This is a genomic window from Pseudomonas rhodesiae (genome assembly GCF_013285305.1).
GTDB lineage: Bacteria > Pseudomonadota > Gammaproteobacteria > Pseudomonadales > Pseudomonadaceae > Aquipseudomonas > Aquipseudomonas rhodesiae.
The window spans coordinates 2,889,616-2,915,250 of sequence record NZ_CP054205.1; the positions used below are offsets into that span (position 1 = coordinate 2,889,616).

General features: G+C 57.5%; 31 protein-coding genes. 28 read left to right on the top strand and 3 right to left on the bottom strand.

From position 1 onward, the window contains the following. The first annotated feature begins 159 nt into the window (after nt 1-159). Both HRH33_RS13045 and HRH33_RS13050 read left to right on the top strand, forming a co-directional pair. Nucleotides 160-495 carry an MFS transporter gene (locus HRH33_RS13045; RefSeq protein WP_167418423.1) on the top strand — a complete coding sequence of 112 codons (336 nt, stop codon included), beginning with the start codon at nt 160-162 and terminating at the stop codon, nt 493-495. Next, nucleotides 492-836 carry a hypothetical protein gene (locus HRH33_RS13050; protein ID WP_167418422.1) on the top strand — a complete coding sequence of 115 codons (345 nt, stop codon included), beginning with the start codon at nt 492-494 and terminating at the stop codon, nt 834-836. The genes HRH33_RS13045 and HRH33_RS13050 overlap by 4 nt, the downstream gene beginning before the upstream one ends. 9 nt (nt 837-845) lie before the next feature. On the opposite strand, the gene HRH33_RS13055 is transcribed toward HRH33_RS13050, so the two are convergent. Both HRH33_RS13055 and HRH33_RS13060 read right to left on the bottom strand, forming a co-directional pair. After that, nucleotides 846-1,211 carry a hypothetical protein gene (locus tag HRH33_RS13055; RefSeq protein WP_040267822.1) on the bottom strand — a complete coding sequence of 122 codons (366 nt, stop codon included), beginning with the start codon at nt 1,209-1,211 and terminating at the stop codon, nt 846-848. 115 nt (nt 1,212-1,326) lie between these two features. Further along, nucleotides 1,327-1,659 (bottom strand): hypothetical protein, encoded by a 333-nt coding sequence (locus tag HRH33_RS13060; RefSeq protein WP_169903603.1) that lies wholly within the window; start codon nt 1,657-1,659, stop codon nt 1,327-1,329. Between the two features lie 75 nt (nt 1,660-1,734). On the opposite strand from HRH33_RS13060, the gene HRH33_RS13065 reads away from it, so the two are divergent. From HRH33_RS13065 to HRH33_RS13155, 19 genes are all read left to right on the top strand, one after another. Further along, nucleotides 1,735-2,349, top strand: coding sequence for a putative metallopeptidase (locus tag HRH33_RS13065; RefSeq protein ID WP_173603487.1), 615 nt, complete (start codon nt 1,735-1,737; stop codon nt 2,347-2,349). 31 nt (nt 2,350-2,380) lie between these two features. Continuing rightward, a complete protein-coding gene (locus HRH33_RS13070; protein ID WP_017479621.1) occupies nt 2,381-2,842 on the top strand; it encodes a DUF2280 domain-containing protein in 462 nt (153 codons plus the stop codon). Further along, nucleotides 2,829-4,130: a terminase large subunit domain-containing protein gene (locus tag HRH33_RS13075; RefSeq protein ID WP_173603488.1), complete on the top strand. Its 1,302-nt coding sequence runs from the start codon at nt 2,829-2,831 to the stop codon at nt 4,128-4,130. Before HRH33_RS13070 ends, HRH33_RS13075 begins: the two co-directional genes overlap by 14 nt. Then, complete coding sequence (locus HRH33_RS13080) at nt 4,127-5,545, top strand: DUF4055 domain-containing protein (RefSeq protein WP_173603489.1); 1,419 nt, start codon at nt 4,127-4,129, stop codon at nt 5,543-5,545. The genes HRH33_RS13075 and HRH33_RS13080 overlap by 4 nt, the downstream gene beginning before the upstream one ends. Beyond that, nucleotides 5,520-6,605 (top strand): minor capsid protein, encoded by a 1,086-nt coding sequence (locus HRH33_RS13085; RefSeq protein ID WP_173603490.1) that lies wholly within the window; start codon nt 5,520-5,522, stop codon nt 6,603-6,605. Before HRH33_RS13080 ends, HRH33_RS13085 begins: the two co-directional genes overlap by 26 nt. Before the next feature lie 82 nt (nt 6,606-6,687). Then, nucleotides 6,688-7,416 (top strand): hypothetical protein, encoded by a 729-nt coding sequence (locus HRH33_RS13090; protein WP_173603491.1) that lies wholly within the window; start codon nt 6,688-6,690, stop codon nt 7,414-7,416. Between the two features lie 12 nt (nt 7,417-7,428). Next, the gene (locus tag HRH33_RS13095; protein ID WP_173603492.1) at nt 7,429-8,391 is read left to right on the top strand and encodes a major capsid protein; all 963 of its coding nucleotides are present in this window, start codon (nt 7,429-7,431) and stop codon (nt 8,389-8,391) included. 46 nt (nt 8,392-8,437) lie between these two features. Then, nucleotides 8,438-8,887, top strand: coding sequence for a CTP synthase (locus tag HRH33_RS13100; protein ID WP_244962423.1), 450 nt, complete (start codon nt 8,438-8,440; stop codon nt 8,885-8,887). Next, nucleotides 8,887-9,390: a DnaT-like ssDNA-binding protein gene (locus tag HRH33_RS13105; protein ID WP_173603581.1), complete on the top strand. Its 504-nt coding sequence runs from the start codon at nt 8,887-8,889 to the stop codon at nt 9,388-9,390. Before HRH33_RS13100 ends, HRH33_RS13105 begins: the two co-directional genes overlap by 1 nt. 17 nt (nt 9,391-9,407) lie before the next feature. Beyond that, on the top strand, nt 9,408-9,779 hold the full coding sequence (locus HRH33_RS13110; RefSeq protein WP_173603494.1) for a hypothetical protein: 372 nt from the start codon (nt 9,408-9,410) through the stop codon (nt 9,777-9,779). Then, nucleotides 9,776-10,372, top strand: coding sequence for a hypothetical protein (locus HRH33_RS13115; RefSeq protein WP_173603495.1), 597 nt, complete (start codon nt 9,776-9,778; stop codon nt 10,370-10,372). The genes HRH33_RS13110 and HRH33_RS13115 overlap by 4 nt, the downstream gene beginning before the upstream one ends. Then, nucleotides 10,369-10,788: a phage tail terminator-like protein gene (locus HRH33_RS13120; RefSeq protein WP_173603496.1), complete on the top strand. Its 420-nt coding sequence runs from the start codon at nt 10,369-10,371 to the stop codon at nt 10,786-10,788. Before HRH33_RS13115 ends, HRH33_RS13120 begins: the two co-directional genes overlap by 4 nt. A 68-nt stretch (nt 10,789-10,856) precedes the next feature. Continuing rightward, complete coding sequence (locus HRH33_RS13125) at nt 10,857-11,528, top strand: phage tail protein (protein WP_056785418.1); 672 nt, start codon at nt 10,857-10,859, stop codon at nt 11,526-11,528. 2 nt (nt 11,529-11,530) lie between these two features. Beyond that, nucleotides 11,531-11,911: a phage tail assembly chaperone gene (locus tag HRH33_RS13130; RefSeq protein WP_173603497.1), complete on the top strand. Its 381-nt coding sequence runs from the start codon at nt 11,531-11,533 to the stop codon at nt 11,909-11,911. Nucleotides 11,912-11,958: 47 nt separating this feature from the next. Continuing rightward, nucleotides 11,959-12,231, top strand: coding sequence for a DUF1799 domain-containing protein (locus tag HRH33_RS13135; RefSeq protein WP_425326825.1), 273 nt, complete (start codon nt 11,959-11,961; stop codon nt 12,229-12,231). 27 nt (nt 12,232-12,258) lie between these two features. Next, on the top strand, nt 12,259-15,315 hold the full coding sequence (locus tag HRH33_RS13140; protein WP_173603499.1) for a phage tail tape measure protein: 3,057 nt from the start codon (nt 12,259-12,261) through the stop codon (nt 15,313-15,315). After that, entirely contained in the window at nt 15,315-15,653 is a 339-nt protein-coding gene (locus HRH33_RS13145; RefSeq protein ID WP_173603500.1) for a phage tail protein, read from the top strand. The genes HRH33_RS13140 and HRH33_RS13145 overlap by 1 nt, the downstream gene beginning before the upstream one ends. 11 nt (nt 15,654-15,664) lie before the next feature. Further along, nucleotides 15,665-16,417, top strand: a complete 753-nt coding sequence (locus HRH33_RS13150; RefSeq protein WP_173603501.1) for a phage minor tail protein L — start codon at nt 15,665-15,667, stop codon at nt 16,415-16,417. A gap of 2 nt (nt 16,418-16,419) precedes the next feature. After that, complete coding sequence (locus HRH33_RS13155; RefSeq protein WP_173603502.1) at nt 16,420-17,181, top strand: C40 family peptidase; 762 nt, start codon at nt 16,420-16,422, stop codon at nt 17,179-17,181. Nucleotides 17,182-17,198: 17 nt separating this feature from the next. On the opposite strand, the gene HRH33_RS13160 is transcribed toward HRH33_RS13155, so the two are convergent. Then, on the bottom strand, nt 17,199-17,696 hold the full coding sequence (locus tag HRH33_RS13160) for a hypothetical protein (RefSeq protein WP_173603503.1): 498 nt from the start codon (nt 17,694-17,696) through the stop codon (nt 17,199-17,201). Between the two features lie 148 nt (nt 17,697-17,844). Between HRH33_RS13160 and HRH33_RS13165 the strand changes: the two genes are divergently transcribed. The 7 genes from HRH33_RS13165 (at nt 17,845) to HRH33_RS13195 (ending at nt 25,609) form a co-directional block, all read left to right on the top strand. Continuing rightward, nucleotides 17,845-18,195 (top strand): hypothetical protein, encoded by a 351-nt coding sequence (locus HRH33_RS13165; protein ID WP_173603504.1) that lies wholly within the window; start codon nt 17,845-17,847, stop codon nt 18,193-18,195. Nucleotides 18,196-18,254: 59 nt separating this feature from the next. Further along, entirely contained in the window at nt 18,255-18,866 is a 612-nt protein-coding gene (locus HRH33_RS13170) for a tail assembly protein (RefSeq protein ID WP_173603505.1), read from the top strand. Between the two features lie 44 nt (nt 18,867-18,910). Continuing rightward, complete coding sequence (locus tag HRH33_RS13175; protein WP_173603506.1) at nt 18,911-19,360, top strand: hypothetical protein; 450 nt, start codon at nt 18,911-18,913, stop codon at nt 19,358-19,360. A gap of 52 nt (nt 19,361-19,412) precedes the next feature. After that, a complete protein-coding gene (locus HRH33_RS13180) occupies nt 19,413-23,099 on the top strand; it encodes a TipJ family phage tail tip protein (RefSeq protein ID WP_173603507.1) in 3,687 nt (1,228 codons plus the stop codon). 1 nt (nt 23,100) lies between these two features. Beyond that, on the top strand, nt 23,101-23,406 hold the full coding sequence (locus HRH33_RS13185) for a hypothetical protein (protein ID WP_167418703.1): 306 nt from the start codon (nt 23,101-23,103) through the stop codon (nt 23,404-23,406). Nucleotides 23,407-24,335: 929 nt separating this feature from the next. Next, the gene (locus tag HRH33_RS13190) at nt 24,336-25,226 is read left to right on the top strand and encodes a pyocin knob domain-containing protein (RefSeq protein ID WP_173603508.1); all 891 of its coding nucleotides are present in this window, start codon (nt 24,336-24,338) and stop codon (nt 25,224-25,226) included. Next, entirely contained in the window at nt 25,223-25,609 is a 387-nt protein-coding gene (locus HRH33_RS13195; protein ID WP_173603509.1) for a hypothetical protein, read from the top strand. The genes HRH33_RS13190 and HRH33_RS13195 overlap by 4 nt, the downstream gene beginning before the upstream one ends. Nucleotides 25,610-25,635: the final 26 nt, after the last annotated feature.

Here is a 25,635-nt window from a genome sequence, read left to right on the forward strand (position 1 = left end):
CCCTCAGAGCCTCTGACTTGTCACGCTGATGAGGGACCTATTCAGGGCTTCGCCGTCGTGCGAGGCCTTTACGTTTTCGACCCCGCCGCACCCTTCGCACTGAGCAGGGAGTGCCGCCGGGGCTGACCTATTTCCATCATGCCCCACGGAGTCGAGCGCATGGAGTATCTACAGCGCCTGCTCGACAAGATCGACAGGTTCGAATTGCTGATTGCGGGCCTGATTGGGGCTGTCGTTGCGAGCTGGTGGCACAAGGACGATTTGTCCGACTGGCGCGCTTGGATGGTGTTCTTGATCACCGGGGTTGCCTGCTCGCTGTACCTGACGAGCATGGTAAGCGCGTACCTGAATGTCACTGAGCCCAAGATCGTCGCCGGCATTGGTTTCTTGCTGGGCACGTTCGGCGGTTCCCTCCTGGCAGCAATAAACCGAGCCATCAAAGCCGCTGACCTCTGGGCGCTTATCCGCCAGCGGTTCGGGGGAGGCAACCCATGAATCTTGAACTGATCAACTCCATCGCCTGCGGCCTTATCGCGCTGTGGGCGGCCTGGTGCGTACTGAGCGGGAAGGTGAGGGACGGCATTCTCGGGAAGCTGATCTACTCGACGATCGCCATCACCGGTTTCGTTGTGATGGTACGCAGCCAGAACATCTTCTTCGGCCCGACCACTGCCGGCCTGACGTTGCATGGCGCCCTGGCCCTGGCCGGTGCACGGCATATCTTCATGGTCACGTACTGGCAGCGGGTGAAGGTCTGGCTGTGCCGGACGCTGAACTGCGAGCACTGCCTGAACTGTAACAAGGCACCTGGCGGTGTCGAGCGCAGAGCCAAGTAATGCGAGGGCCTACCATCCCCCTGGAAACCACTGACGGGCGAGGCTTACCGTCACACGCAAAGCATGCTGACTTTGATCACACTCCAACTGCTGATCTTCGGGCGTTGCGGGTTTGCGCCACCTGAGATTTGCCGTTAAACCTTTGGCGTAAGATCGCTCAAATTCGGTATTCGCTTCTTTGGTAAGGCGCATAGCTTTCGCATAGTCCGCCTCAAGGTCATCAGGCAGCGATTCACAAGCCAGTTTGGCTTGCTGATACCTAACGGCATACATGTAGCCGTCAGTTGGGGCTTCGTCGTAACTGTAGCGAGAGGGCTCCACAGCCATTGCTGGGCCAGCGATAAGTAAAGCGATGAGATACAGGCGTCCGTGCATGGGTTTGAGTCTCGAAAAAATCAAATTTGGCGGAGTATACCTGGCTCATACGCGCCACGTTTTCGAATGCGCCAAATCGTGGCGCGGATTAGAGTTACCTGCTCAGTCAACCTACTTATCCATTCATACGTGCCGCCAGTAAGGCTCGCTCCTTGCTTAGAGGTTTGAGCACCGCGGGTTGCTCTCCGATTTTCATGAACAGGAAATAATGGTCCTGATCATCGTGCAGGATACGGTAGACGTCAGCTGTTCTGTCAGTGCTAGGCGAAGTCAGCTTGTCCACAATCAATGTGTAAGCGCTAACTCCCAGCTTCTCCAAAGCTGTCTGCAGCTCTGCGTCAATCCGTGATCGCCATTTTTTCATGTTGTGTCGATATGCTAGGACTGCAAGCACGATTGCCATTATTGGCATTACGCCGGCCGCGAAGATGGTAAATAACGTATCCATGATCTCTCTTTGTTAAATAAGAAAACTGTTCATGAATACCCGCAAGCTTGAAAGGCGGCAAGAGAAGGTCACGATATGATTCGACCAATGCCGCCACTATCGCTGCTTGAATTGTCCGACTTTGGTGTTCGCATTACCCCAGCTCCCGAGGTATGGGAATGGCTCCAAGCCGAGATCCTTGCCGACACCGGCATCATTCACAACGAAGACCATGCTCACCTACTGGATGCAGACATCCGGATCATGTGGGCGTCGTCGAGCTTCGAGAAGCAGGGCCGCACTGTCCTGGGCCAAGCCGAGCAGGTAGCGTTCCGCGCCGGCGGTTGGCAGAAAGCCCGGATGGAGCAGCAGATGCGTGACTGGTTCGGCGATGTGCCGGCTTTCATCATCACGCTGGCCGCTGACTACTGCGCCCAGTGCAGCGACCTTGAGTTCTGCGCCTTGATCGAACACGAGCTGTATCACCTGGTTCACGCGACCGACAAGTACGGTCAACCAGCATTCACCCAAGACGGTACACCGAAGATCAAGCTGCAGGGCCACGACGTCGAAGAGTTCGTCGGGGTTGTCCGCCGCTATGGTGCGAGCCCTGACGTTCAAGCGTTGGTGGATGCTGCAAACAGACCTGCTGAGGTGGGGAAATTGAACATTGCGAGGGCCTGCGGAACCTGTCTGATCAAGCTGGCTTAATCCTTGACAGCCCTTGACGGAAAACGAATCTATGGCAGCCCTGAAAGATGAGGTGAAGGCCTTTATTGTCCAAGCCCTGGCCTGCTTCGACACCCCCAGTCAGGTTTGTCAGGCCGTCAAGGAGCAATACGGCATCGAAGTATCCCGCCAACTGTGTGAGCGATACGACCCTACCAAGTATTCCGGTCGCGACCTCGGGCAGAAGTGGAAGACGTTTTTTGAAGAGTGTCGCAAGCGCTTCAGGGAAGAAACAGTCGATATCCCGATCGCCAACCGCGCCTTCCGCCTCCGCGCCATGAACCGCTTTGTGGAGAAGGCTGAGACGATGAAGAACATCGGCTTGGCAATGCAAATTCTCGAACAGGCCGCGAAGGAAACCGGCGACATCTACGTCAACCGGGCCCGGAAGGAAGAGGTTGGCGACGAACCGGTGATCCCGACCCGAATCCAGGTCGACGTGGTGGATGCGAGGAAGCCGAATGCCGAGCCTTAATGTTCCGCAGGCTCAGTTCCTCACGCTGCCCCACAAGTTTCGCGCGTTCGTTGCGGGGTTCGGCTCGGGCAAGACGTGGGTTGGATGCTCCGCACTGAGCAAGCACTTCATGGAGTGGCCCGGTGTTAACGCTGGCTACTTCGCACCGACTTACCCGCAAATCCGGGACATCTTCTATCCGACGATGGATGAGGTGGCCTACGACTGGGGGCTGAAGACGAAGATCAATCAGGCGAACCACGAGGTTCACATCTACAGCGGCCGGCAGTCCCGCGGCACTGTGATCTGCCGGTCTATGGAGAAGCCGCAGACAATCGTCGGCTTCAAGATCGGCCACGCCCTGGTGGATGAGCTGGACGTGCTCACCGCAGTCAAGGCGCAGCAGGCCTGGCGCAAGATTATTGCCCGAATGCGCTACAACTTACCCGGGCTGAAGAACGGGGTGGACGTCACCACGACGCCGGAAGGCTTCAAGTTCGTCTTCCTGCAGTTTGTGAAACAGCTGCGCGATAAGCCGTCGCTGAAAGATATGTATGGTTTGGTGCAGGCCAGCACGTTCGACAACGAGCTGAACTTGCCGGATGACTACATCGCATCACTGATGGAGTCGTACCCGCCTCAGTTGATCATGGCGTACCTCAAAGGCCAGTTCGTCAACCTGACGTCCGGCACGATCTATACGGCCTACGACCGCAAGCTCAACGGATGCTTCGACACCGTGCAGCCCGGCGAGTCGCTGTACATTGGTATGGACTTCAACGTCGGGAAGATGGCGGCTATCACCCACGTCAAGCGCGACCAGGGGTTGCCCAGGGCCGTGGATGAGCTGATCGATGGTTACGACACGCCCGACATGATCCGCCGGATCAAAGAGCGCTACTGGCAGCACGACGGCAATGAGTTCAAGAAGACGTGCGAGATCCGGATCTACCCGGATGCCTCGGGCGATTCGCGCAAGTCCGTGAACGCCAGTATCACCGACCTGGCCATGCTCAAGCAGGCCGGGTTCGCGGTAATTGCTCCAGCTGCGAACCCGCCGGTGAAGGACCGTATAAACGCAATGAACGCCGTCTTCTGCAATGCGCAGGGCGAGCGCCGTTACCTAGTTAACCCGTTCACCTGTCCAACCTACGCCGACGGCCTGGAGCAGCAGGTGTGGGGCGCGAACGGGGAGCCAGACAAAACCGCCGGCATCGATCACGCGAACGACGCCGGCGGCTACTTCATCCACCGCGAGTACCCGATCATCAAACCGGTCACCGCTATCAAAATGGGATACGCCCGATGAGCAACGACGTCTCCTTCAAGCGGGCGGAATACACGGCAGTGCTAGACCGCTGGGCAACCGTTCGCGATGTCTGCGCGGGCCAGCACAGGGTTGTCGATCGGCTGCCCTACATCAACGCACACGACAAGTCGCCGGAGAACGAAGACCGGAATCGGGCTTACCGTGAGCGCGCAGTGTTCAAGAATGCCACAGGCCACACCCGAAACGGTTTGCTTGGCTTGGCCTTCCATAAAGACCCGACCCTGACGGTGCCGACGAAGCTGGAATACCTGCAAGACAACGCCAACGGCTCTGGTGTGAGCATTTATCAGCACTCCCAGGGCACGCTGGAGAAGGTACTCGAGGCTGGCCGGCATGGTTTGTATGTCGACTATCACCAAGACGACGGCATCGGCGGGCATGCGGTGATCCTCACCTACTGCGCCGAGGAAATCATCAACTGGCGCACCGGTATGGTGAACGGTCACAGCGTGCTGACGCTGGTAGTACTGAAGGAGTCGCCGGAAATTCCCGATGGCTTTGGCTTCAAAACAGTTGAGCAGTACCGAGAGCTGGCCTTGGAGGAAGACGGCTTCGTTTGTCGAGTATGGCGCCGGTCAGGGCCAGAGACTGGCGGGCCACTGGCGGTTACTGAGGAATTCCGGCCTACGGGTGCCGGTGGCCGGCTGAAGGAGATCCCGTTCACCTTCGTCGGTGCACAGAACAACGATCCGAGCATTGATGAGTCGCCTCTCTACGACATCGCCATGATCAACCTGGGCCACTACCGGAACAGCGCTGATTACGAAGACAGTGTGTTCTGGTGCGGCCAGGCCCAGCCGTGGATCAGTGGGCTCGACGAGTCCTGGCGCGACTGGATGGAGAAAAACGGTATTTACGTTGGCTCCAGGGCCCCGATGATGCTGCCCGCTGGTGGCGCCTTCGGTTATGCGCAGCCCACGCCTAACACGCTGGTAAAGGAGGCCATGGCCGACAAAAACCAGATGATGATCGAGCTGGGCGCGCGGATGGTTGTGGCGTCACTAGCCACCAAGACCGCTACAGAGTCTCGCGGCGACCAGTCGGCATCGACATCAGTTCTTGCCGGGTGCGTGGCGAACGTCAGCGAAGCCTACACACGAGCCATCATGTGGTGCTGCACCTACATGGGCATCACCGACAATAAGGTCGCCTACCAGGTGAATCAGGAGTTCGTCGAACTCTCGGCTGATCCGCAGATGATCACGGCCTTGGTTGGCTTGTGGCAGAACGGCGGATTCGCCAAGGCGGACTTGCGGGCTTACCTGCGCAAGCTTGGGCTGATCGCACCAGAGCGTACTGATCAACAGATCGACGGCGAACTGGAAGAGCAGGGCGATGGCCTTGGGCTGGACGACGAGGACAAAGTAGATGGCAGTGAACCAGGCAGTACTTGACGCGACCATCCGGCACGCCGTCTTCCTCGAAAAACTCAAGGCAGGGGAAGTGGGCAAGTTCGCTCCTTTCGTCAAGGAGATTGACCGATCTATCCGTGAAAGGCTTACCCAATCGGACCTGACCGAGTACAACGTCAAGCGCCTTGAAGCGATGCTGAAGGAAGTAGATAGCCTACTGTTGGGCATCTTCGACCGTTACAGCGCGCAACTGAACCTCGACCTGGTGGATATCGCCAACTACGAGGCTGAGTTCGAGGCGACCAGCCTTGCCAGGTCGGCACCGGTTGGCGTTTCGCTGGATGTCGTCGCGCCGACGGCTGCCGCGATCCGCACAGCCGTGCTAACGAATCCTCTCAGCGTGCGCGGTACCGGCGGCGGGAAGCTGCTGAAGGCTTTCATCAAGGGCTGGACTAGCGCCGAGCGTGAGCGTGTCACCGGCACTATTCGGCAGGGTTTTTTCGAAGGCCAGACGAACTTCCAGATCATCCGAAACATCCGCGGTACGAAGGCTGCCGGGTACAAAGACGGCATCCTGGCCATCACCAACCGCAATGCCAGCACTATCGTGCACACCGCCATTCAACATGTATCGTCCCAGGCGCGGATGGCGGTGGCAAAGGCCAACACAGATATCGTCGAAGAGATCCAGATGGTGGCCACGCTGGACAGCAAGACCAGCCAGCAATGCCGCTCGATGGACAAGCGCAAGTTTCCGGTGGAGTCCGGCCCGAGGCCGCCGTTCCACCCGAATTGCCGTACCACCTTCATCCTACTGACGAAGCTCAGCGCAATGTTCGCCAAAGGCGCTACGCGGGCTTTCGTTGGTGCCAATGGAGGGCAGCAGGTCAATGCCGATCTGGATTACTACCACTGGCTCCAGCAGCAGCCGGCATCGTTCCAGGATGTGGCTATAGGGCCTGTACGGGGCAAGCTGTTCCGGGAGGGCGGGTTGACCGTCGAGCGCTTCGCCGAGCTGCAGCTTGACCGCAACTTTGCGCCGCTGACATTGAAACAGATGAAAAGCCTGGAGCCTCTCGCCTTCGAGCGCGCCGGGATTTAGCCGAACACACTTACTCAGCCGCCTCCGGGCGGTTTTTTATTGCCTGCAAAGCGGGCGAAACATACCCAAGGGGTGCATCAACGTGGCAGAAGAAAACGAAATCGACCTGCAAAACCCGGCAATCAAGGCCGCTATCGCGACTGCCGTTGAAGCATCTGTGTCTGGTCTCAAAACCAAGAACTCGGAGCTTCTGGGTAAGCTGAAGGAAACCTCCGGCAAGCTGACCCAGTTCGAAACCCAGTTTGAAGGTATCGACATCGACGCTGTGAAAGGTCTGCTCAGTCGTGCGGGCCAGGACGAGGAAACCAAGCTGCTGACGGAGGGCAAGGTGGACGAGGTGTTCAATCGCCGCACCGAGCGCCTACGCAGTGACTACGACAAGCAGATGAAGGCCATCACCGGCCGCGCCGAGAAGGCCGAGGCCTTCGCCGCCAAGTTCCAGGGCAAGGTCCTGGGTGACTCGGTGCGTGGCGCCGCCCTGAAGGCTGGTGCACTCCCCGAAGCAACTGACGACATCATCCTGCGCGCCAAGGGCGTGTTTACGCTGAACGAAGAGGGTGAAGCGGTCGCCGTTGACGAGAATGGCCAGCCCATCCTCGGCAAAGACGGCAAGTCCCCTCTGACCCCGCTCGAATGGGCGGAATCTTTGCGCGAAAGCGCTCCTCACCTGTGGCCTAGGGCTTCAGGGACACAAGCCCCGGGCGGGGGTGGCGGCCAGGCTGCATTCAAGCGCTCCGAAATGACTGCTGAGCAAAAGCGCGACTACCAGCGCAAGCACGGCCAAACCGCATTCCTCGCATTGCCCAAGTAAGGGGACAAACCCATGGCTACAACCGTAAACAGCGACCTGATCATCTACAACGATGAGGCGCAAACTGCATATCTGGAGCGTATTCAGGACAATCTGGACGTGTTCAATGCGTCGTCCAACGGCGCAATCGTTCTCGACAACGAACTGATCCAAGGTGACTTCCGCAAGCGTGCTTTCTACAAGCTCGGCGGTGGCCTGGAACACCGTGACGTGAACTCCGAAGCCAAAGTCAACGCCAAGAAAATCGGTGCAGGCGAGGCTGTAGGTGTGAAGGCCCCGTGGAAGTACGGCCCATACCAGACCACTGAAGAGGCATTTAAGCGCCGCGGTCGCCCGGTGGAAGAGTTCTCCCAGATCATCGGCGCCGACGTGGCCGACGCCACCATCGAAGGCTTCATCGAATACGCCACCGGCGCGTTGAAGGCTGCCATCGGCTCCAACGCTGGCATGGTGGTAACTGCCAACATCGAAACCGACGGCAAGAAGACTCTGACCCGCGGTATGCGCAAGTTCGGCGACAAATTCGGTCGCATTGCGCTGTGGGTCATGCACTCGTCTGCCTACTTCGACATCGTTGACGAAGCGATTGCGAACAAGGTCTACGAAGAGGCAGGCGTCGTGATCTACGGCGGCCTGCCCGGCACCCTGGGCAAGCCGGTACTGGTGACCGACAAGGCGCCGGTCGACGCGATCTTCGGCTTGCTGCCAAACGCCGTGGTGATCACCGAATCCCAGGCGCCAGGCTTCCGTTCGTACGAGGTGAACGACGAAGAGAACCTGGCTATCGGCTACCGCGCCGAGGGCACCGTCAACATCGACGTCCTGGGCTACAGCTGGAAAGAGTCTACCGGTGGCTCCAACCCAACCTTGGCCGCTGTTGGTTCGGCCGCCAACTGGGTCAAGCACTCGGACAGCAACAAGGTCACCGCCGGCGTGATGATCACCCTCACCACCACCCCACCAGTCGGCGGTTAACACCGACCTCAAGGCGCGGCCAGCAATGGCCGCCATGGAGATAATCATGGAACTCGTTTATAGCAACCAATTGGGTGACTTCGACCCCAACAAGCGCTACCGCAATCCCGATCTGTTCCGCGCAGTGGAGCGTGGCGTGACAAAGGTCGTTATTGTGGGCGATTACCCTGAGATCAAATCCGCGTATGACGCTGCCGAGATTGAGGTCGAGGTACAGATCCGCAAAACTCCGGTTACGTCCGCCGCCGGTAAGGAAAAAACCGCGAAGGACAAAGTGGCCTCCGGTAAGGAAAAAACCGGTAAAACCGTGCTGACCGGTGGCACTAACGGGACCCTCAAGGATGGCACGAAGGATGAGTCGGTCTACATTCCGAAGCTGGAATCGAACGACCAGTGGATCATCATCACCCGCGACGGTGTACGCTTTGGCGAGTTCGTCGGCACTGCCGATGAGGCGAAGGCCGAGGCTGACCGCCTGAACGAAATCAAGGAGTAATCATGCTCATCATCGAGGACGGCACCGGCAAGCCTGACGCTGAAAGCTACGCGAGCGCCGAGGACCTGGCCCTGTATGCCGTGAAATTCGGCACGGTCATCCCTGCGGGCGCTCCCGCGCAAGAGGCGTTGCTTCGCCGGGCCGCCTTGGTGATGGATGGCATGACCTGGAAGGGTCGCAAGTCGAATAGCGAGCAGGCCCTGTCCTGGCCGCGCAGGGAAGTGCTGCTGGATCGCGAGATCAAGCCGGACAACTATCTGCCAGCGCGCATTCAGTACGGGCAGATGGCCCTGGCCGCCGAGATACATCAGGACGACATCGACCCAATCGACAAGCGCAAGGGGGCTGTGACACTTGAGCGCGTCGAGGGCGCGGTCACTCGCGAGTACGCGACGATCTCCAACACAAGCAATCGGCTATTGCCTGCTGCGCCGGATCGTCCGAGCGCCACGCAGTTTGCGGACTACCTACAAAAGCGCGGGCTGTTCGCAGTGCGCGCTTAGCAGCAACGGAGACCACCATGGCTACCTTCTACGACGAAATGGCCGTGATGGCTCTGGAGATGATCACAGAGTTCGGCCAGGCCGTGACCATCAGCAAGACGGAGCCGGGCGAGTACGACCCGAACATCGGCGGCGAAGCTCCTGGTGCCTCCGTCGAGCAGATTGCCCAAGGCATCCTGCTTGACTTCACTGGTCAAGAATTCCAAAACAACAGCCTCATTCTGCAGGGCGACAAGAAGCTCAAGATCGCGGCGCAGGGCTTGGCCTGGGTGCCGGGTCTGCTCGACAAAGTAGCGGTCCAGGGCCGCAGCTGGTCAATCGTTCCGCCACTGAAAGAGATTAATCCAGCCGGTACGCCGATCCTGTATGAGTTGCAGGTGCGGTCGTGAGCCGGGCAGGCGCCGGACAGTCCGGCAGTTTTGCGCTCAGCTTGGCCGAGTTCGCCGCTCAGGCCGGCGAGACCATCGACGCCAGCGTGCGCGAGATCATCATCGAGGTCGGCAGCAGCCTGATTCGCATGTCGCCCGTGGGCAACCCGGAGATCTGGGCGCAGAACGCAGTGGCGACTCAGTACAACAAGGCCGTCGACGATCACAACGGCGCATTGCGCAGTGATCCGGCCAACCTTACCAAGGGCGGCAGGCTGAAGAAGGGCCGCAAGCTCAACGACGGCATGGACATCAAGGCGCCCGAGGGATACGTCGGTGGACGCTTCCGTGCCAACTGGCACATCTCACTGGGCGTGGTCGAAAGCGTCACCTTCGATGAGGTGGACCCAAGCGGTGCTGAGACCACTGCCGCGCTGGTCGCCGCAATGAGCGACTTCACCGCAGGCCAGATGGCCTACATCATCAACAACTTGCCTTATGCAATCCCGCTGGAGTTCGGCCATTCCACCCAGGCCCCCGGCGGCATGGTTCGGGTAACCGTGGCTCGCTTCCAGCAGATAGTGCTGGAGGCCATCAGGAACAACCAGGTATGAGTCACGCAATCATCGCCTCGATCTACGAGGCCAAGCTGATCGCCTGGAACGCTGGCAGGGACGAGAAGCTCAAGATCGTTTTCGAGAACACGGCTTACACGCCGGGGGAGGGGGAGACATATCTTCGAGCTTTCACTATCCCGGGCGACACCGCGAGCAACACGCTCGGCGGTGATCACCGGCTGTATACCGGAGTGTTTCAGGTCAGCATCATCGCGCCGGCGGGTACCGGGAAGGCCAAGACGAACCCAATTGCCGCCGAACTCATCGCGCTATTCCCGCTGTATGTGCGCGACGTGAAGAACGGTTTCGTGGTGACGCCTATGACGCCTGTAGATGTTGGTCCAGGCATTACTGGCGACTCAACCTATACCGTGCCGCTCTCGTTTACCTACCGGTCCGACACCACGCCATAACCCGCCCGTTGGGCAAATCCTGAACCCGCTAAGTGCGGGTTTTGTCATTTATGCAAAGAGGAAAACCCATGTCTGTCTATTTCCCCAACGGGGCAACGCTTTCGATCTCCAGCGGGTTCGCCGCCGCCAAGCTGATTTCCGCAATCAGCAACGCAAACCCGGGTGTCGCTACCAGCGCGGCGAACGGTTTTGCCAATGGCGATATTCTGCTGATCACCTCCGGCTGGGAGGACATCAACGAGCGCGCCGTGCGTGTATCCAACGCTGCCGCCGGCGCATTTACCCTGGAAGGCATCGACACATCCAATGTTGCTTTCTTTCCGGACGGCATCAGCGGCGGCACCGCCAAGAAAGTTACCGGCTGGGTAGCCGTCAACCAAGTGATCGGCAACTCCATGTCCGGTGGCGAGCAGCAGTACTGGACTTATGCGCCGCTCGAGGCTCGTCGCGACAAGCAGATCCCGACCACCAAAAACGCACAGGCTTTCGCCTTCCAATTGGCTGACGATGACAGCCTGGCTTGGTACGAAGAGCTCGATAAGGCTGACCGCGAGAAGGAAGTCCGCATCCTGCGTATGTCGCTGCCCAACGGCAAAACGATCTACTACGCTGGCTACGCATCGTTCAACAAGACGCCGACGCTGGTGCGTAACGAAGGCGCTGCTGTCTCCTTCGGGTTCACCATCAACGCGGAAATCACTGCGTATCGCGCGCCAGTTGCTGCTGGCGGCGGAGCTTAATCATGGCGAAATTCAAGATTGCCCAGGCACCGACGTTTCTGGGCGCGGTGATGATACCCGTCGTTGGTCAGGAGCCAGTGAAGGTTCAATTCACGTTCAAGTATCGAAACCGTATCGAATTGGCAGCCCTGTTCGATGAGTGGAATCAGCGGCGCGAGGACGGCCAAGAGCGCTTTGGTGAAAAACCAACGGTATCGGAAATTATTGCCGTAGATACCGAAAACCAGATGCAGCAAATCAAGGATCTGGTCGTAGGCTGGGAGTTCGAGGACAAGTTCGATGACGAGAGCATCAAGGCCTTGGTGACTTCGTGTCATGGGACGACCGAGGCCGTCGTGGATGCGTACCAGGCAGCTTTCGCTAAGGCTCGCACGGGAAACTGATCCGCGCCGCCCGCGCCCTGTATGAATCCCCGCCGGATGCCGAGCAGATCGCGGCTTTCGGCTGGGACGCAGAGGACATGGAAGAAGAATTCGAGGTTTGGCCGTGCCTTTGGTCTGCCTTCCTCCTATTCAACCGGATGTCCACCCAGTGGCGAGCAGGCGCCGGCGGCGCGATTGGCCTCGACTACAGCAGCATCCGCGACGTGGCCGGTTTTCTCGGCATTAAGAAAAAGAAACTTGCTGAAATCTTCCCTGACCTTCAGGTGCTGGAAGGCGAAGCCCTGCGCGTCATGGCGGAGGAAAGGGAAAACAGCCCGTAACCACGGGCACTTATTCAAGGTGAGTCGATGAACATTGCAGAACTCGGCGTGAAGATCGACTCGGCCGATGCAATCCAGGCGAAAACGAGCCTGGATGAAATGGCGAAGGCTGGCGGCCGGGCCGAGCAGTCCGCCGTTTCGCTGATGAACGAAATGCAGGCCCTGGAAAAGTCGCTGTCCACCAGCGCCAAAACCACCCAGGACCTGGCTAAGCAGCGTGAAGCGCTAACCAAGCTGACCAAGACCGGCGCCTATGGCGAGGCCGAAGCGGCGAAGATATCCGCTCAGCTCGATAAGCAGCAGGTGGCCCTGGCCAAGTCTGCGATGGATGAGCAGAAAGCCTTGAACAGCTTGCTAGGGGCGATTGACCCGGCCCGCGCTGCACTGGCAAAGCTGGATACGCAGGTCGAGCAACTGGGCAAGCATCTCGACGAGGGTCGAATCAGCCAGGACCAGTACAACAGCGCCCTGGCCAAGATCGACAAGGATTACGGAAAGCTCGAAAAGACCACCACCGGCTTCGACAAGCTGCGTCTCGGCACACGCCAGGCACAGGAAAATGTCGTACAACTTGGGAACGCCCTGTCGTCGGGTGACTGGGGCAGCGGTGTGCGCGCCGTGGCTCAGTTGGGCGCAGGAGCCGGTGCAGGTGCTGCGGGGTTGCTTGCCATCCTGGCACCTCTGGCCCTGGCTACCGCAGCCGTGGGCGGCCTGGCGTACGCCTACCACAAAGGAAGCGAAGAGCAGGACAGCTACAACAAGTCGCTGATCCTAACCGGCAACTACGCTGGCGTGAGTGCCGGACAACTGGGCGACATGGCGCGTCAGGTCGGTGCTACCGTCGGGACCACCGGCCAGGCCGCTGCGGTACTGGCGATGCTGGCGGATAACGGCAAGATCGCTGGCGAGAGTTTTGCGGGCATCACCCAGGCCACCGTTTCGATGCAGGAGGCGACCGGTAAAGCCGTCAGCGAGACGGTCGCCGAGTTCGTGAAGCTTGCCGATGATCCAGTTAAGGCTTCCGCTGCCCTGAATGAGCAGTATCACTATCTGACGGCTTCGGTTTATTCGCAGATCACCGCACTGGAAGAGCAGGGCGACCACGCTGGCGCGGTAAAGTTGGCGACCGAGCAGTACGCCGACGCGATAAATGAACGCACTCCGAAGATTCTGGAGAGCCTGAGTTTCTGGGAGAAAGGCTACAACGCAGTTGCTCGTGCGGCTGATGGCCTCAAGAACATTGGCCGTCCAGACATCGGCGCCGATATCGAGCAGGCTCGTCGAGACCTGGCGAGCGCGCAGTCGGGCGACGTTGGCTTTTTCCAAAACAAGCAGGAGATGATTGAGCTCTATCAGAATCGCTTGAACATGCTTGAGGACCAGAAATCCGCACAGGCTGAGATCGCAAAGCTTGAAGGCGATCAAGCGAAGGCCCAGCAAGCCGCCATCACCTCTATGCAAAAGGTTGACGCGCTCACCAAGTCCTCATGGACGAATGAGCAGAAGCGCACCGAGGCGATCAAGGATTACAAAAAGCAGCTAGACGATATCCGCAAGATAGCGCCGAACGACCCACGCCTGGCGCAGGCGACGGTCGACAAGAACATCGCCAACATCAACGACAAGTTCAAAGACCCGAAAGCCGCTGGTACCCAGGTCGATCTGACCAGCTTCAACAACGCCAAGAATGACCTGGCGGCCATCACCGACACGTACAAAAATTACCAGAAGGAACTGGGGGCATTACAGAAGTCTGGTCTGCTTTCCGAAGAAGACTACGTGCTGCGGCGCCAGGCTCTGATCGGAAATGAGTTGGATCAGGTCACGACAGCCTACGAGGCTGAGATTGCCGCACTGGAAGCGGCCAAGGGGAAGAAGTCCACGTCGGCTGCGCAAAGCATCCAACTTGACCAGAAGATTGCTGACGCGCGCGCAGGCATGGTCAAGGCGCAGAAGGATGCCGACAGTCAGCTTGAGGTGTTGGCCACCAACGAGACCGGACGCCTGGCCAAGCAGGAACGGTCAATCACCACCTACGTACAGGCGCTGGCTCAGCAACAGCGAGCCTTGGAGCTTGCGGGCCAGCGCGCAGTGCTAGGCGTGGGGCAGGGTGACCGCCAGAAGGCGCTCAGCGGCGAACTGAACAGCCAGCAGGACCGGTTTGCTCAGCAGTCGCTGGAGCTTGCCAACCAGAAATCCGATCCATCGCGGAACATGTCGGAGGAAGAGTTTAAGCGCAAATCGCAGGCGCTCGCCGACGCGAACAAGGCCGCGACGGACCAGATCCGGCAGAACTACGCGGATGTGGAGAACGCCCAGGGCGATTGGACGAAGGGCGCAACGGCAGCCTGGGATAACTACCTGGATTCGGCGCGCAACATCGCCGGGCAAACCAAAAGCCTGTTCGGCAACGCCTTCAGTTCCATGGAGGATTCCATCATCAACTTTGCCATGACCGGTAAGGCATCGTTCTCGGACTTCGCCAAATCGGTCCTGGCGGACATGGCGCGCATTGCGACACGGCAAGCAAGTTCGGCACTGCTTGGCAGTCTGGTTGGCGCGGCGGCGAGTTACTTCGGTGGCAGCGCGGCCGGCGGCGGCAATGGCATGGCTGCCGGGTCTGCTGGCGCCACATCGTCAAACCTCGGGGCATCATCTGCCGGATACTCCAGCACCTACTTCCCGCAAGCCAAGGGCGGCGCGTGGTCGAGCGGTGTGCAGATGTTCGCCGACGGCGGTGCGTTCACGAACTCCATCGTCAGCAAGCCCACGGCGTTCGGGATGGCCAATGGCAAAACCGGCGTCATGGGTGAAGCTGGTGAGGAGGCAATCATGCCGCTGACCCGGACGTCGAGCGGCAAGCTTGGGGTTATGGCAATAGGCGGCGGTGGGGCTGGCGTAACGCAGATCAATGTCGAAGTGCATATCGATGGCGACGGCAACGCTACCTCCTCGGCTGATGCACCTGGCTATGACCTCTTCGGCAAGGAGCTGGCGACGTTCGTAGAGCAGAAGTACCAGGAACTGCGGAGCAGGGACATGCGCCAGGGCGGCGTCATCAACAACGCAATCAAGGGGCGATGATGGCTATCGAACGATTTACCTGGGCGACGGAGAAAGGCGCGGAGGGCGATATTGCCCAGCGCGTCCGCTCCAAGAAGTTCGGAGATGGCTACGAGCAGTCGGTCGAGGATGGCCTCAACAACCGATCGCAATCCTGGCCGGTGACCTTCACAGGTTTGAAGGGGCGCATCAAGGAGATCATGGCGTTCCTCGACCGGCATAAAGGGGCGAAGGGGTTCCTCTGGGAGCCGCCCCTGGGTGAGCTTGGCCTCTACAAGTGCAACGGCTACAAGCCAGTGCACCGCGGCGGCCAGGTATACGCCATCACTGCGACTTTCCAGCAAACCTTCCATCCCTGAGATAACCGCACATGGCATTGATCACGGACATCCAGAAACTGGAGCCCGGCGGCGAGATTCGCCTGTTCGAAATTGACGGTACCGAATACGGCGCCGATTACTTGCGCTTCCACGGTCACGCTATCCCGCACACGCCAGAGGAATTGCTGGCCTACGAGGGCTCCGAAGAGGACCTGCCCGCCAAGTCGATTATCTGGCAAGGTGAGGAGTACGCGGCCTGGCCGGTGCAGATTGAGGGTATTTCCTCAAGCAGCGATGGCACCGCCTCTCGGCCGACTTTTGCCGCCGGCAACGTCAACGGGCGCGTCACGGCGCTGTGCCTGGCTTTCGAGGACATGCTCAAGTTCAAGCTCACGGTCCGCGAGACCCTGGCCCAGTACCTGGACGCAGCCAACTTCCCCGAGGGCAACCCAACAGCCGACCCGGCGCAGGAGGCGCTGGAGATCTGGTACATCGACCAGAAAACCAGCGAGGACGGTGAGGCGGTGGTCTGGGAGCTGTCCTCCCCGGGCGAGATCGATAACCACGGCCTGCCCGGGCGGCAGATGACCACGTTCTGCCACTGGGCCATGACCAATGGTTACCGGGGGCCGGACTGCGGCTACACCGGCGCGGCCATGTTCGACGATGAGGACAACCCCACGGATGACCCGGCCAAGGATCAGTGCAAAGGCTGTCTGTCGTCGTGCAAATTGCGCTTCGGCGAGAACAACGAACTGTCCTTCGGTGGATTTCCTGCCGTTTCCCTCATAGCCCGGAGCTGACCATGCGCAAGCACATCATTGCGTCCATCCAGGCGCACGCGGCGGCGGAATATCCGCGCGAGTGCTGCGGCCTGCTGCTGGCCGTCGGCAGAGCGCAGAAGTATTTCCCGTGCCCGAACATCGCCACGGATCCGAACGAAGAGTTCAGGCTCGATCCCGAGGACTACGCCGCGGCGGAAGACTTGGGCGAAGTGATCGGCATCGTTCACTCGCATCCGGACGCCACCAGCAGGCCGTCACCGCATGACTTGGCCATGTGCGAGGCCACGGCGTTGCCCTGGCACATTTTGTCGTGGCCCGAAGGCGACATGCGCACGATCACGCCAACGGGCAGCACGCCGCTGCTCAAGCGCCCGTTCGTGCACGGCGCCTGGGACTGCTGGCAGGTTTGCGCTGATTGGTATGCCCGCGAGTGGGGCCTGGAATTCGAAGCCTTCCAGCGCACCGATGGCTGGTGGGAGAGCGCGGAGAACGCGAGCCTGTACGAGCAGAACTACGAGGCGGCCGGATTTGTACGCGTCGACCGACCGCAACGCGGCGACATGATCGTCATGCAGGTTGGCCGCACCGTTCACCCGAACCATGCCGGGATTTACCTGGGCACTGATCCGGCACTACCTAACGAAGAGTCGGGCGCATTCGGCCCGGGCCCGTTCCTGCTGCATCACCTATACGGCAGGCCGTCCGAGATCATCGTCTACGGCGGGCCTTGGCATGACCGTACACGATTGATCCTTAGGCACCGAAATAAGATAGAGTCATGATTCGAGGATGAATATCTTTACGCGTCACTTGGCTTCATAGCTGCGCATCGTCTAACTTGCGTTGCAAGGGCAGCCACAATCGCGCTGTTTTCGGAACCATCTGAGTTTTTTGATTGCTTTATATAGTTGTCGTAAATACCATCATCAAGGTATGCAAGCGCTTGGATTTTGAGCTTTGATGTTAATCTAGATGCATTGGCCTGAATCTCGATATTCCTGTCTTTTGAGGTAATTACAGCATCACCGAGTTCCTTGTATAGCGATTTCGCTTCATTGCAATATTGAGTGCGAACTTCGAGAGTTCTAGTTCTTAAGAAAATATCCTTTTCCTGATCGGATTTTACACGCTCTAATGCGATCAAATTATCCTGTTTCAGCTTCTCCACAGAAAGTAAGTGCTCTTGTTTTGTATTTTCCAAATCCGTATTGGATTTGTTGTTCGAGTATGTTGAATATCCAGTAGCCAAAGAGGTTGCGACTACAGACACGATTGCTACCCAATTCGAATTGCTCATTATTTACTCTGCATCCATGGAGTGAAAAAGGAGCGCATGATAGCTAATGGCTATATTTAGTGCACGTGTTCGAATCCATTCCGTTGCGAGTGGATTTTTCTTTCTGGGGCTGAGTGCTACAGTCCCGCCAAACCAAAGAGGGAACGACATGCGGATTTTGATAGCTGCGGTAGCGGTAGTGGTGCTGGCGGGGTGTATGGCACCAACCATGAACGAGGCTCGCCAGTCTGGCCCGTACAAGGTTCTCGCTTCCAAAAAAACGGACGCCGCGCTGGCTAAATGCGTCCAGTACGAATGGCAGAACCAGACGATCTTCGGCGGCACGCCTGGCGCAACCCTTCAGCCTGGCCGCGACACCGGATACACGGTATTCACCGAAGGGTCGCAGTATTTCGTTGACATCCAGCCTAAAGGCTCGGGAGCCGAAGCGAAGTATTACGTGGTAGTCGGGAACTGGATCGCCGATAAGCGATTGGCCGCGCTGCAAGGCTGCCTATAGTCCGCACCACTTCCATCAGCTCGCTTCGGCGGGCTTTTTTATTGTCCGGAGAAAAGTCAATGGCAGCACTCGCCATCAATTATCAGCCCATGACCACGATCCTGCTTTACGGTCAACTTCGACAGTTTGGCCGGTCTTTCCGCATGGCTGTGAATTCGCCCGCAGAGGCGATAAAGGCGCTGTGCGTGCAGATCCCCGGATTTGAACGCTTCCTGTCGAACGCCAAATCACGAGGGATTGAGTTTGCCGTATTCCGAGGAAAGACGAACCTGGCAGAAAAGGAGCTTGGGTTTGCGGGCGGCGGCGATATTCGAATTGCCCCGATCATCACCGGTAGTAAGCGCGGCGGAGCGCTGCAAACCATCATCGGCGCTGTACTGATTGTTGTCGGTCTTGTCATCACCGGCGGCACGTTCGGCGCCGGTGCGCCCTTCGGGTCCGCTCTGATCATGATGGGCGGATCGATGGTGCTGGGCGGCGTAATCCAGATGCTCAGCCCCCAGGCCGGCGGACTCAAGACCAGCGCCGCGCCGGAGAACACGCCCGGCTATGCGTTCGGCAGCGCCAAGAACACCACGGCCTCCGGCAATCCTGTCTCGCTTTGCGCAGGCCGCCGGCGATGGGGGGGCGCAATTATTAGCGCGGCCATCTATGCCGAAGATCAGTTGTAGTCTATATTCTGACGCTCTGAATAGCGCTAAGAAATGGAGTTTTTATGGCGACGTTAGGTGTGGTAATTAAACTTGATGACGAAAAAAATCTTTCAAAAGTTTTTGAAGGTTTTTGTTTCCAGTATTTTGATGAGGGGTTTCTAGAGCATCATCCATCTAAGTTTAAGTATGTTGCTTTTGTTGTTGGTAATTCGATTCGAGCAGTTGCAAAAATCGATGAAATTACAATTAGCGCTGAAGAGCCGAGCTTCGCAGGGTTTCGATTTTCTGAAATTGTTAAGAAGAGCTACATAAGTTCCGTCCAAGTGCCAGGGGCTAAGTGGCTTAACGAATATAACAAACAAGATTTCGAAGATCTTTTTATAGGGCGGGATAACGTTTTAGCACGACCGGAGCCCCTTAAAGAATCAATAGATATGAAGACTGTTATTTCTCAGCTGGCGGATGCGTATGGTGTTGCGACACGAAATATACAGATAACAATAACTGGTTGAATCTTTCAAATAAAACCGCCCTCGGGCGGTTTTTTTACGTCTGGAGAAAAGCATGGGCGCAGCACGCAAGATCGATGTTTATGGCGCCAAGGGCGGTTCCGAGAAACCTAAAACCCCCACCGAGGCCGCTGACAGCCTGCGCTCTGTCGCCATTGCGAAAATGCTTATTGCCCTGGGTGAGGGCGAGTTTGATGGTGTGCCCACTGCCAAGGACATTTTTCTCGACAATACGCCGCTGCAAGACCCGCAGGGGAACATGAATTTCCCGAACGTGAAGTGGGAATGGCGCAGCGGAGCAGTGGATCAGACCTATATCCAGGGCATTCCGTCGATCGAGAACGAGACCACGATCAGTACCGAGCTGCGCAGTGGTACGCCCTGGGTTCGGGCTATCAGCAACACTCAGCTTTCGGCCATTCGTGTGCGCTTCGCGTGGCCCGCGCTGCAGTCCGTGGATGCCAGCGGCAATATCAATGGGTACCGTATCGAATATAAGGTTGAGCTGGCTACTGATGGCGGTGCCTATCAGCAGGTGCTGAGCGAAGCCGTGGATGGGAAGACCACCAGTGTCTACGAGCGCACCCGCCGCATTGACCTTCCGAAGGCGACGTCCGGTTGGTTGATGCGTATTACTCGACTGACTGCAAACCAGAACAACAACAAAATCTCCGACACCATGCAGATTGCCGGTTTCACCGAGGTAATCGACGCGAAGATTCGGTACCCGAATACCGCGCTGCTTTACATCGAGTTTTCAGCTGAGCAGTTCCGCAGCATCCCTGCAGTGACGATCGAATGCGATGGCCGGAAATGGCAAGTACCGAGCAACTATGACACTAGGTCGCGCACCTACACAGGCGTTTGGGACGGAACGTTCAAAGAAGCCTGGACCGACAACCCCGTTTGGCACACTTACGGCATCACCACGAACGACCGTTTCGGCCTGGGCCGTCGTATCAAGCCCTGGATGGTGGACAGGTGGGAGCTGTACCGCATCTCGCAGTATTGCGATCAACTGGTGCCGGACGGTAAGGGTGGCCAGGAGCCGCGCTTCATCTGCAACCTGAATCTTCAGAGCAAGGCTGACGCTTGGTCGCTGCTGCGCGACATCTCGACGATTTACCGGGGCATGACTTATTGGGCCCAGGGCCAGGTGTTCACGCTTGCGGATATGCCGCGCGCTACGGACTTCGACTTCGCCTACACACGAGCGAACGTCATCGATGGCAAGTTCACCTATTCCAGTGCGTCGGAGCGCACCCGTTACACACGGGCTCTGGTCAGCTACGACAACCCGCTGAATAACTATGACACCGACGTCACCTCCGTTACGGACCACAAGCTGCAGCGCCGCTACGGCGACAATCCCCTGGAGATCAGTGCGATCGGTTGCGACCGTGAGTCGGAGGCCCAGCGCCGCGGTAAGTGGGCGCTGCTTACCAACTCCAAGGACCGGGCCGTTACCTTCAAGGTCGGTCTGGACGGGCGTATCCCGCTGCCTGGCTACGTAATTCCTATCGCGGACGAACTGCTGGCGGGGCGCCCCGTGGGTGGGCGTATCTCAGCAGTGAATGGCAAGGTCATCACGCTTGACCGCGACACCCAAGCCAAGCCAGGCGACCGTCTTATCCTCAACCTGCCCGACGGCAAGTGCGAGGGCCGCACCGTGCAGCTGGTCAGTGGCCGGCAGGTCACCGTGACCGTGGCTTATTCCGTGCCGCCTGAGCGCGAACTGGTGTGGGCGCTGGATGCTGACGACCTGGCCATCCCGCTTTATCGCGTGGTCAGCGTAGCGCGGCCGGAGCCAGGCGTGTTTGAAATCTCGGCGGTGCAGTACGACCCGAGCAAGTTCGCTCACATTGACACCGGGGCGCGGCTTGAAGAACGGCCGATCAGCGTTGTGCCTATCACCGTAGTACCTGCGCCGGCGAGCGTCGACATCACGGCGAGCTACTCTGTGGATCAGGGCCTGGCCATCAGTACCATGAACATCTCGTGGCCGGCTGTCACCGGTGCCGTCGCGTACGACGTGGAGTGGCGCAAGGACAACGGCAACTGGATCAAGGTGCAGCGCACGGGCTCAACTAGCGTCGACGTTACCGGCATTTACTCGGGCGCCTATCTAGCTCGCGTGCGGTCGGTCAGCGCCTTCGAGATCTCCTCGATCTGGAAGAACTCCAACCTAACCAATCTGGAAGGAAAGGTCGGGTTGCCGCCGGCGGTGGCGTTCCTGACCACCACCAGCCTAGTTTATGGCATCGGTATCCAGTGGGGATTCCCACCAGGTGCCGAAGACACCCAGCGGACGGAACTCTGGTACAGCTCGTCGCCGGACCTAACCACTGCGGAGAAGCTGAGCGACTTCAGCTACCCGCAAGCCAAGCACGAAATGCAGAATATCTTGGCAGGGGCGAGCTTCTACTTCTGGGCTCGCCTGGTGGACCGTACCGGCAACCTCGGACCTTTCTGGCCGATCCCGGGCGCCGTGAATGGCCGGGCCAGTTCTGATCAGACGGAGTACGACAAGTACTTCGCCGAGAAGATTGGCAAGGGTGCGCTCTACCAGAGCCTGCGAGAAGAAATCGATCTGATTACTGGTGATGGGCCGGGCTCGGTCAACGACCGTTTGGAGAAAGCCAAGCAGGAGTTGGAGAACCTGATCTCTGAAGTGGTGGATGCACTGGAGTACGTTCCAACAAAGACCTACGCCAAGGGCGATATGGTCCGGGTGGGCCAGCAGCTATTCCAGGCGACCAAGGCGGTACCGGTCGACACCATACCGCCTAACGCCAACTACTGGTTCAACCTAGGCACCGTCGCCGAAACGAATGCGGCGATGGCGCTGGAGATCAGCCAGAACAAGGCGGCCATCGAAGAGGTGGACGGCAAGGTCACCGCCACCGCCGAGCGCTTAGAAGGCGTCTATGCACTGGTGAAATCTGATTCCGCAGGCTCGGAGCAGGGCAGTGCGGGTGATGACACCGCCTCGGCCGGGGCCTGGTCGCTGATGTCCGCAATTGCCGAGCGGGATTTTGCCCAGTCGCAGCGTACGGATATTGTCGAAGCCAAGGTCCAAGAGAACACAGCCAGCATTCTGGATGTATCCAAAACGGCAGCGAGCGCTACGTCTGCTCTGGCAGAGCGAGTTACCACCATTGGGGCCAAGGTCAGCAGTAACGAGGCAGCTTTCAAGCAGGAAACCTCCGCGCTAGCAGACGCTGATAAGGCATTGGCTCAGAAGATTGAAACCGTGCAAGCGTCATCCGGCGAGAACGCGGCGGCAATTCAGGTGGTTAGCAAGGCGCAGGCCACCACTGACGGGAAGGTTTCGTCGATGGTTACGTTTAAGGCCCAAACCACCGCTGGAGGAAAGACGGTCGCCTCCGGCTTCGCGTTTGGCTCAGATGGCGAGCAGTCGGAGTTTCTGATTTTTGCGCAGCGTTTTGCAGTAGTCGACGAGGTTAGCGGACAGCTCATTCCAATGTTTGTTGTTCAGGGGAATCAGGTGGTCCTGAATCAGGCTGTAATCAGCGCAGCGTTCATCCAACAAATCATATTGGGGATGACGCTGCGTTCTGAAGCGGTCGACTCTAATGGGAATCCGTTAATCGAGCTGGATATGAAATCGGGGAGATTTTCGCTACGTGGTAGCAAAGATGGCAACTCTTCGCTGCTTGATAATAATGGGTTGAAATTCATTTATTCCAACGGTGTTGTTGGTGTTGACTTGAGTCTTTGAAATGGTCGGATTAATTATCAGAGATCGAGATACCGGTGTGACTAAAGTTGATATGACCATGTTTATCAGTCAGACGGTCGGTAGCATTGACACCAACGGGCAAAACGGAGCAATTCAGATTCCTGCGCCACCAGTTGGTCGAACCTCGTTTTTTACGGTTTCGCCGCTGGTGGATTTACAAGTTGAGAAGGGAAAGAGGCCGGGAGTGATTCTAAATGGAACATCTCTTTCCTGGGCATATTCCTACAATACGGCAGGATGGGGGTTTTTCTCAGCTAATTGTCGAATTTACTACGGGTATTATTAATGTCTGATGGTAGATTAATTGTAAGGCAGTCGGGTGGGGCGCTTCTTTATGACACCGGAAAAATAAGTTACGGTCTGGTGAAGAGCGGAAATCTTGCATTTAATGGAAACTGGAGGCGGTTGGTTCTCAGAGGCATAAACGTAGACCCTAACCTTGGCAGCAGTTGGAGAGACGCTGGTGTTCCCGGGGATGATCAGTACGGATTTACACTTGATAATCCTCAATCCCCCATCGTTTTCCTTGTTGGTAAGGGGGTTGCTACTGGGGTCGCCGTCTCCGGGAACACAAAAACTTATCTGTATGCCGGGGCTAACGCTGCAACCAAGTATTATTGTTTTGATTTGATGCGAAATGATGGTCTGCCTGGACCATGGCTAAAGACGAAGAGCGAAGAGTCAGGCGGTATAACGTTTAACTCAAACCAAAATCCTATGAATGTCGTTGCATCCATACGCGCACCTGGCCCAGGTCCGCTGGATCGTTTTGGAAGGCCGGTGTTCACTTACGTGGGCGGGCGTAATGAACGTATCGCTTTTCAATCGACCGCAGGGTCGGCAATTGTTCATAGCGTGGTAAACGTAGATATAGGCGCCGGAGTCGAATACGCCGCGTTTCTTCCGTGGAATAGGTCATGCGGGATAGTTGATCCGAACACTATTTCCTCTGGATATACGACTACATACGGAATGGCCGAGGGTGCCTTCGGAAGAGTGGGTGGCATTTCTTTCTTTTTCGCGCCCCCGGGAAGGACAACTACACAAGATTGGCCAGCGCAAAGCACGACGGCAACATACTCCTATCACAGCCTTCCTACAGATAGGTTTCCGTCAGCGCTGGTGATAAAGACGGCGGGATTGCCGTTTCCATTTAACTGAAGTTGCGCGAAATACCGAACCTGCTACGAGCAGTTTTTTCGCCTGGAGAAAGCCATGGCAAGACAAGAAATTATTCTCGGTACGCCGCCTTTAGGTCTTGGAGGCGACACGCCGCGCGTTGCGAACTCAAAGATAAATGCAATGACCTCGGAACTCTACCAGGGCATTGGCACACCTACTTCGCCTCTTCCGGTTTCAAAAGGTGGGACTGGCGGTAATTCGCAAGCCACTGCACAAGCAGGTTTAGGTTTGGTGCCAGCAGCCGTAACTGCAACGGCTTCGGATTACCCCAGTGGTATTTTGAAAACCGGTCACGCTGGATGGAATGGCGGCGCAGCTATCGTGATTGGGAACGGCGCCAACTGCGATACGCTAGTCAACGCATTTTTGTACGCCTTGAACGGTACTTTTACTAATGGGCCTCCATCGTTTGGGTCTGCTGCTTTTTTCTTGCGGGTTTCCGTGCACGGTGTCGGGTACGAATCTCAAGAGGCTTTCGGTATTACCCATGGCGGACGCGCCGAACGTCGTAGGATTAACGGCGTCTGGCAGCCATGGTCAAACATTTACAACGGAGTGAACGCAACACTTGATCCCAGCGGCACTGGCGGCGGATTGATGTCCTCCGCGATATTCGGTAACTACCTAGTAAGCAAATACGCAAACGGTGAAATGAATATCAGAGGGGTCGCGCCGATGACCTCGAACTTTACAGTCGGTGAAATCAGAGTCGTGACTGTCGCCCTTCCGGTGACATTAGTAAATAGCGGCCTTGGATACCTCTATAAGTCAACAACTAATGCTCAGCCACAACAAACTTACGACTTCTACGGGGTTATTGCAGAATATATGTCCGACGCGAATACGGCGGCTTTCGTTATCAGAAACGGAGGGACGGCTCAAGCTTTCGTGCCTACCATTAATGTTTGGGGGCGCTGGAAATGAAAATTACATTATTTCCTTTTCTGTCCGATTGGCCGCTTGAAGCTTCTGTGTCCGGGGATGTTATTACGATCAACGGAGAAGCCATCGATTTGTCCGGCATACCGGACGGATACCGCTTACCAGCATCCGCAGTTGAGAATAAATTCTTTCTCACTGGCTCAAGCGATTATGTAGAAAGGATCGGTAAGACTCTTCATTTTTCTTTGAAGCTTCCGTTAAGTATGGAGAGCCCCAACGAATATCGTAGTCCACCAGAACCTATCATTATTGATGCGCGCAGTGGTCCGGTGAAGTTTCCCGACACCTCGCCTGTAGTGATCCCTGCAACAGAACTTCCTGATATCCGAGAAGGAAAAGAAAATGGTGGACTTGAGCAAGCTTGAACCGATTAAAACGGCGCAAGACATAA

What these genes read in the sequence shown, in the direction of transcription:
- HRH33_RS13045 (WP_167418423.1), top strand. Translation starts at nt 160, where the DNA reads ATGGAGTATCTACAGCGCCTGCTCGACAAGATCGACAGGTTCGAATTG.
- HRH33_RS13050 (WP_167418422.1), top strand. Translation starts at nt 492, where the DNA reads ATGAATCTTGAACTGATCAACTCCATCGCCTGCGGCCTTATCGCGCTG.
- HRH33_RS13055 (WP_040267822.1), bottom strand. Translation starts at nt 1,211, where the DNA reads ATGCACGGACGCCTGTATCTCATCGCTTTACTTATCGCTGGCCCAGCA.
- HRH33_RS13060 (WP_169903603.1), bottom strand. Translation starts at nt 1,659, where the DNA reads ATGGATACGTTATTTACCATCTTCGCGGCCGGCGTAATGCCAATAATG.
- HRH33_RS13065 (WP_173603487.1), top strand. Translation starts at nt 1,735, where the DNA reads ATGATTCGACCAATGCCGCCACTATCGCTGCTTGAATTGTCCGACTTT.
- HRH33_RS13070 (WP_017479621.1), top strand. Translation starts at nt 2,381, where the DNA reads ATGGCAGCCCTGAAAGATGAGGTGAAGGCCTTTATTGTCCAAGCCCTG.
- HRH33_RS13075 (WP_173603488.1), top strand. Translation starts at nt 2,829, where the DNA reads ATGCCGAGCCTTAATGTTCCGCAGGCTCAGTTCCTCACGCTGCCCCAC.
- HRH33_RS13080 (WP_173603489.1), top strand. Translation starts at nt 4,127, where the DNA reads ATGAGCAACGACGTCTCCTTCAAGCGGGCGGAATACACGGCAGTGCTA.
- HRH33_RS13085 (WP_173603490.1), top strand. Translation starts at nt 5,520, where the DNA reads ATGGCAGTGAACCAGGCAGTACTTGACGCGACCATCCGGCACGCCGTC.
- HRH33_RS13095 (WP_173603492.1), top strand. Translation starts at nt 7,429, where the DNA reads ATGGCTACAACCGTAAACAGCGACCTGATCATCTACAACGATGAGGCG.
- HRH33_RS13100 (WP_244962423.1), top strand. Translation starts at nt 8,438, where the DNA reads ATGGAACTCGTTTATAGCAACCAATTGGGTGACTTCGACCCCAACAAG.
- HRH33_RS13110 (WP_173603494.1), top strand. Translation starts at nt 9,408, where the DNA reads ATGGCTACCTTCTACGACGAAATGGCCGTGATGGCTCTGGAGATGATC.
- HRH33_RS13120 (WP_173603496.1), top strand. Translation starts at nt 10,369, where the DNA reads ATGAGTCACGCAATCATCGCCTCGATCTACGAGGCCAAGCTGATCGCC.
- HRH33_RS13125 (WP_056785418.1), top strand. Translation starts at nt 10,857, where the DNA reads ATGTCTGTCTATTTCCCCAACGGGGCAACGCTTTCGATCTCCAGCGGG.
- HRH33_RS13130 (WP_173603497.1), top strand. Translation starts at nt 11,531, where the DNA reads ATGGCGAAATTCAAGATTGCCCAGGCACCGACGTTTCTGGGCGCGGTG.
- HRH33_RS13140 (WP_173603499.1), top strand. Translation starts at nt 12,259, where the DNA reads ATGAACATTGCAGAACTCGGCGTGAAGATCGACTCGGCCGATGCAATC.
- HRH33_RS13145 (WP_173603500.1), top strand. Translation starts at nt 15,315, where the DNA reads ATGGCTATCGAACGATTTACCTGGGCGACGGAGAAAGGCGCGGAGGGC.
- HRH33_RS13150 (WP_173603501.1), top strand. Translation starts at nt 15,665, where the DNA reads ATGGCATTGATCACGGACATCCAGAAACTGGAGCCCGGCGGCGAGATT.
- HRH33_RS13155 (WP_173603502.1), top strand. Translation starts at nt 16,420, where the DNA reads ATGCGCAAGCACATCATTGCGTCCATCCAGGCGCACGCGGCGGCGGAA.
- HRH33_RS13160 (WP_173603503.1), bottom strand. Translation starts at nt 17,696, where the DNA reads ATGAGCAATTCGAATTGGGTAGCAATCGTGTCTGTAGTCGCAACCTCT.
- HRH33_RS13165 (WP_173603504.1), top strand. Translation starts at nt 17,845, where the DNA reads ATGCGGATTTTGATAGCTGCGGTAGCGGTAGTGGTGCTGGCGGGGTGT.
- HRH33_RS13170 (WP_173603505.1), top strand. Translation starts at nt 18,255, where the DNA reads ATGGCAGCACTCGCCATCAATTATCAGCCCATGACCACGATCCTGCTT.
- HRH33_RS13175 (WP_173603506.1), top strand. Translation starts at nt 18,911, where the DNA reads ATGGCGACGTTAGGTGTGGTAATTAAACTTGATGACGAAAAAAATCTT.
- HRH33_RS13180 (WP_173603507.1), top strand. Translation starts at nt 19,413, where the DNA reads ATGGGCGCAGCACGCAAGATCGATGTTTATGGCGCCAAGGGCGGTTCC.
- HRH33_RS13185 (WP_167418703.1), top strand. Translation starts at nt 23,101, where the DNA reads ATGGTCGGATTAATTATCAGAGATCGAGATACCGGTGTGACTAAAGTT.
- HRH33_RS13190 (WP_173603508.1), top strand. Translation starts at nt 24,336, where the DNA reads ATGGCAAGACAAGAAATTATTCTCGGTACGCCGCCTTTAGGTCTTGGA.
- HRH33_RS13195 (WP_173603509.1), top strand. Translation starts at nt 25,223, where the DNA reads ATGAAAATTACATTATTTCCTTTTCTGTCCGATTGGCCGCTTGAAGCT.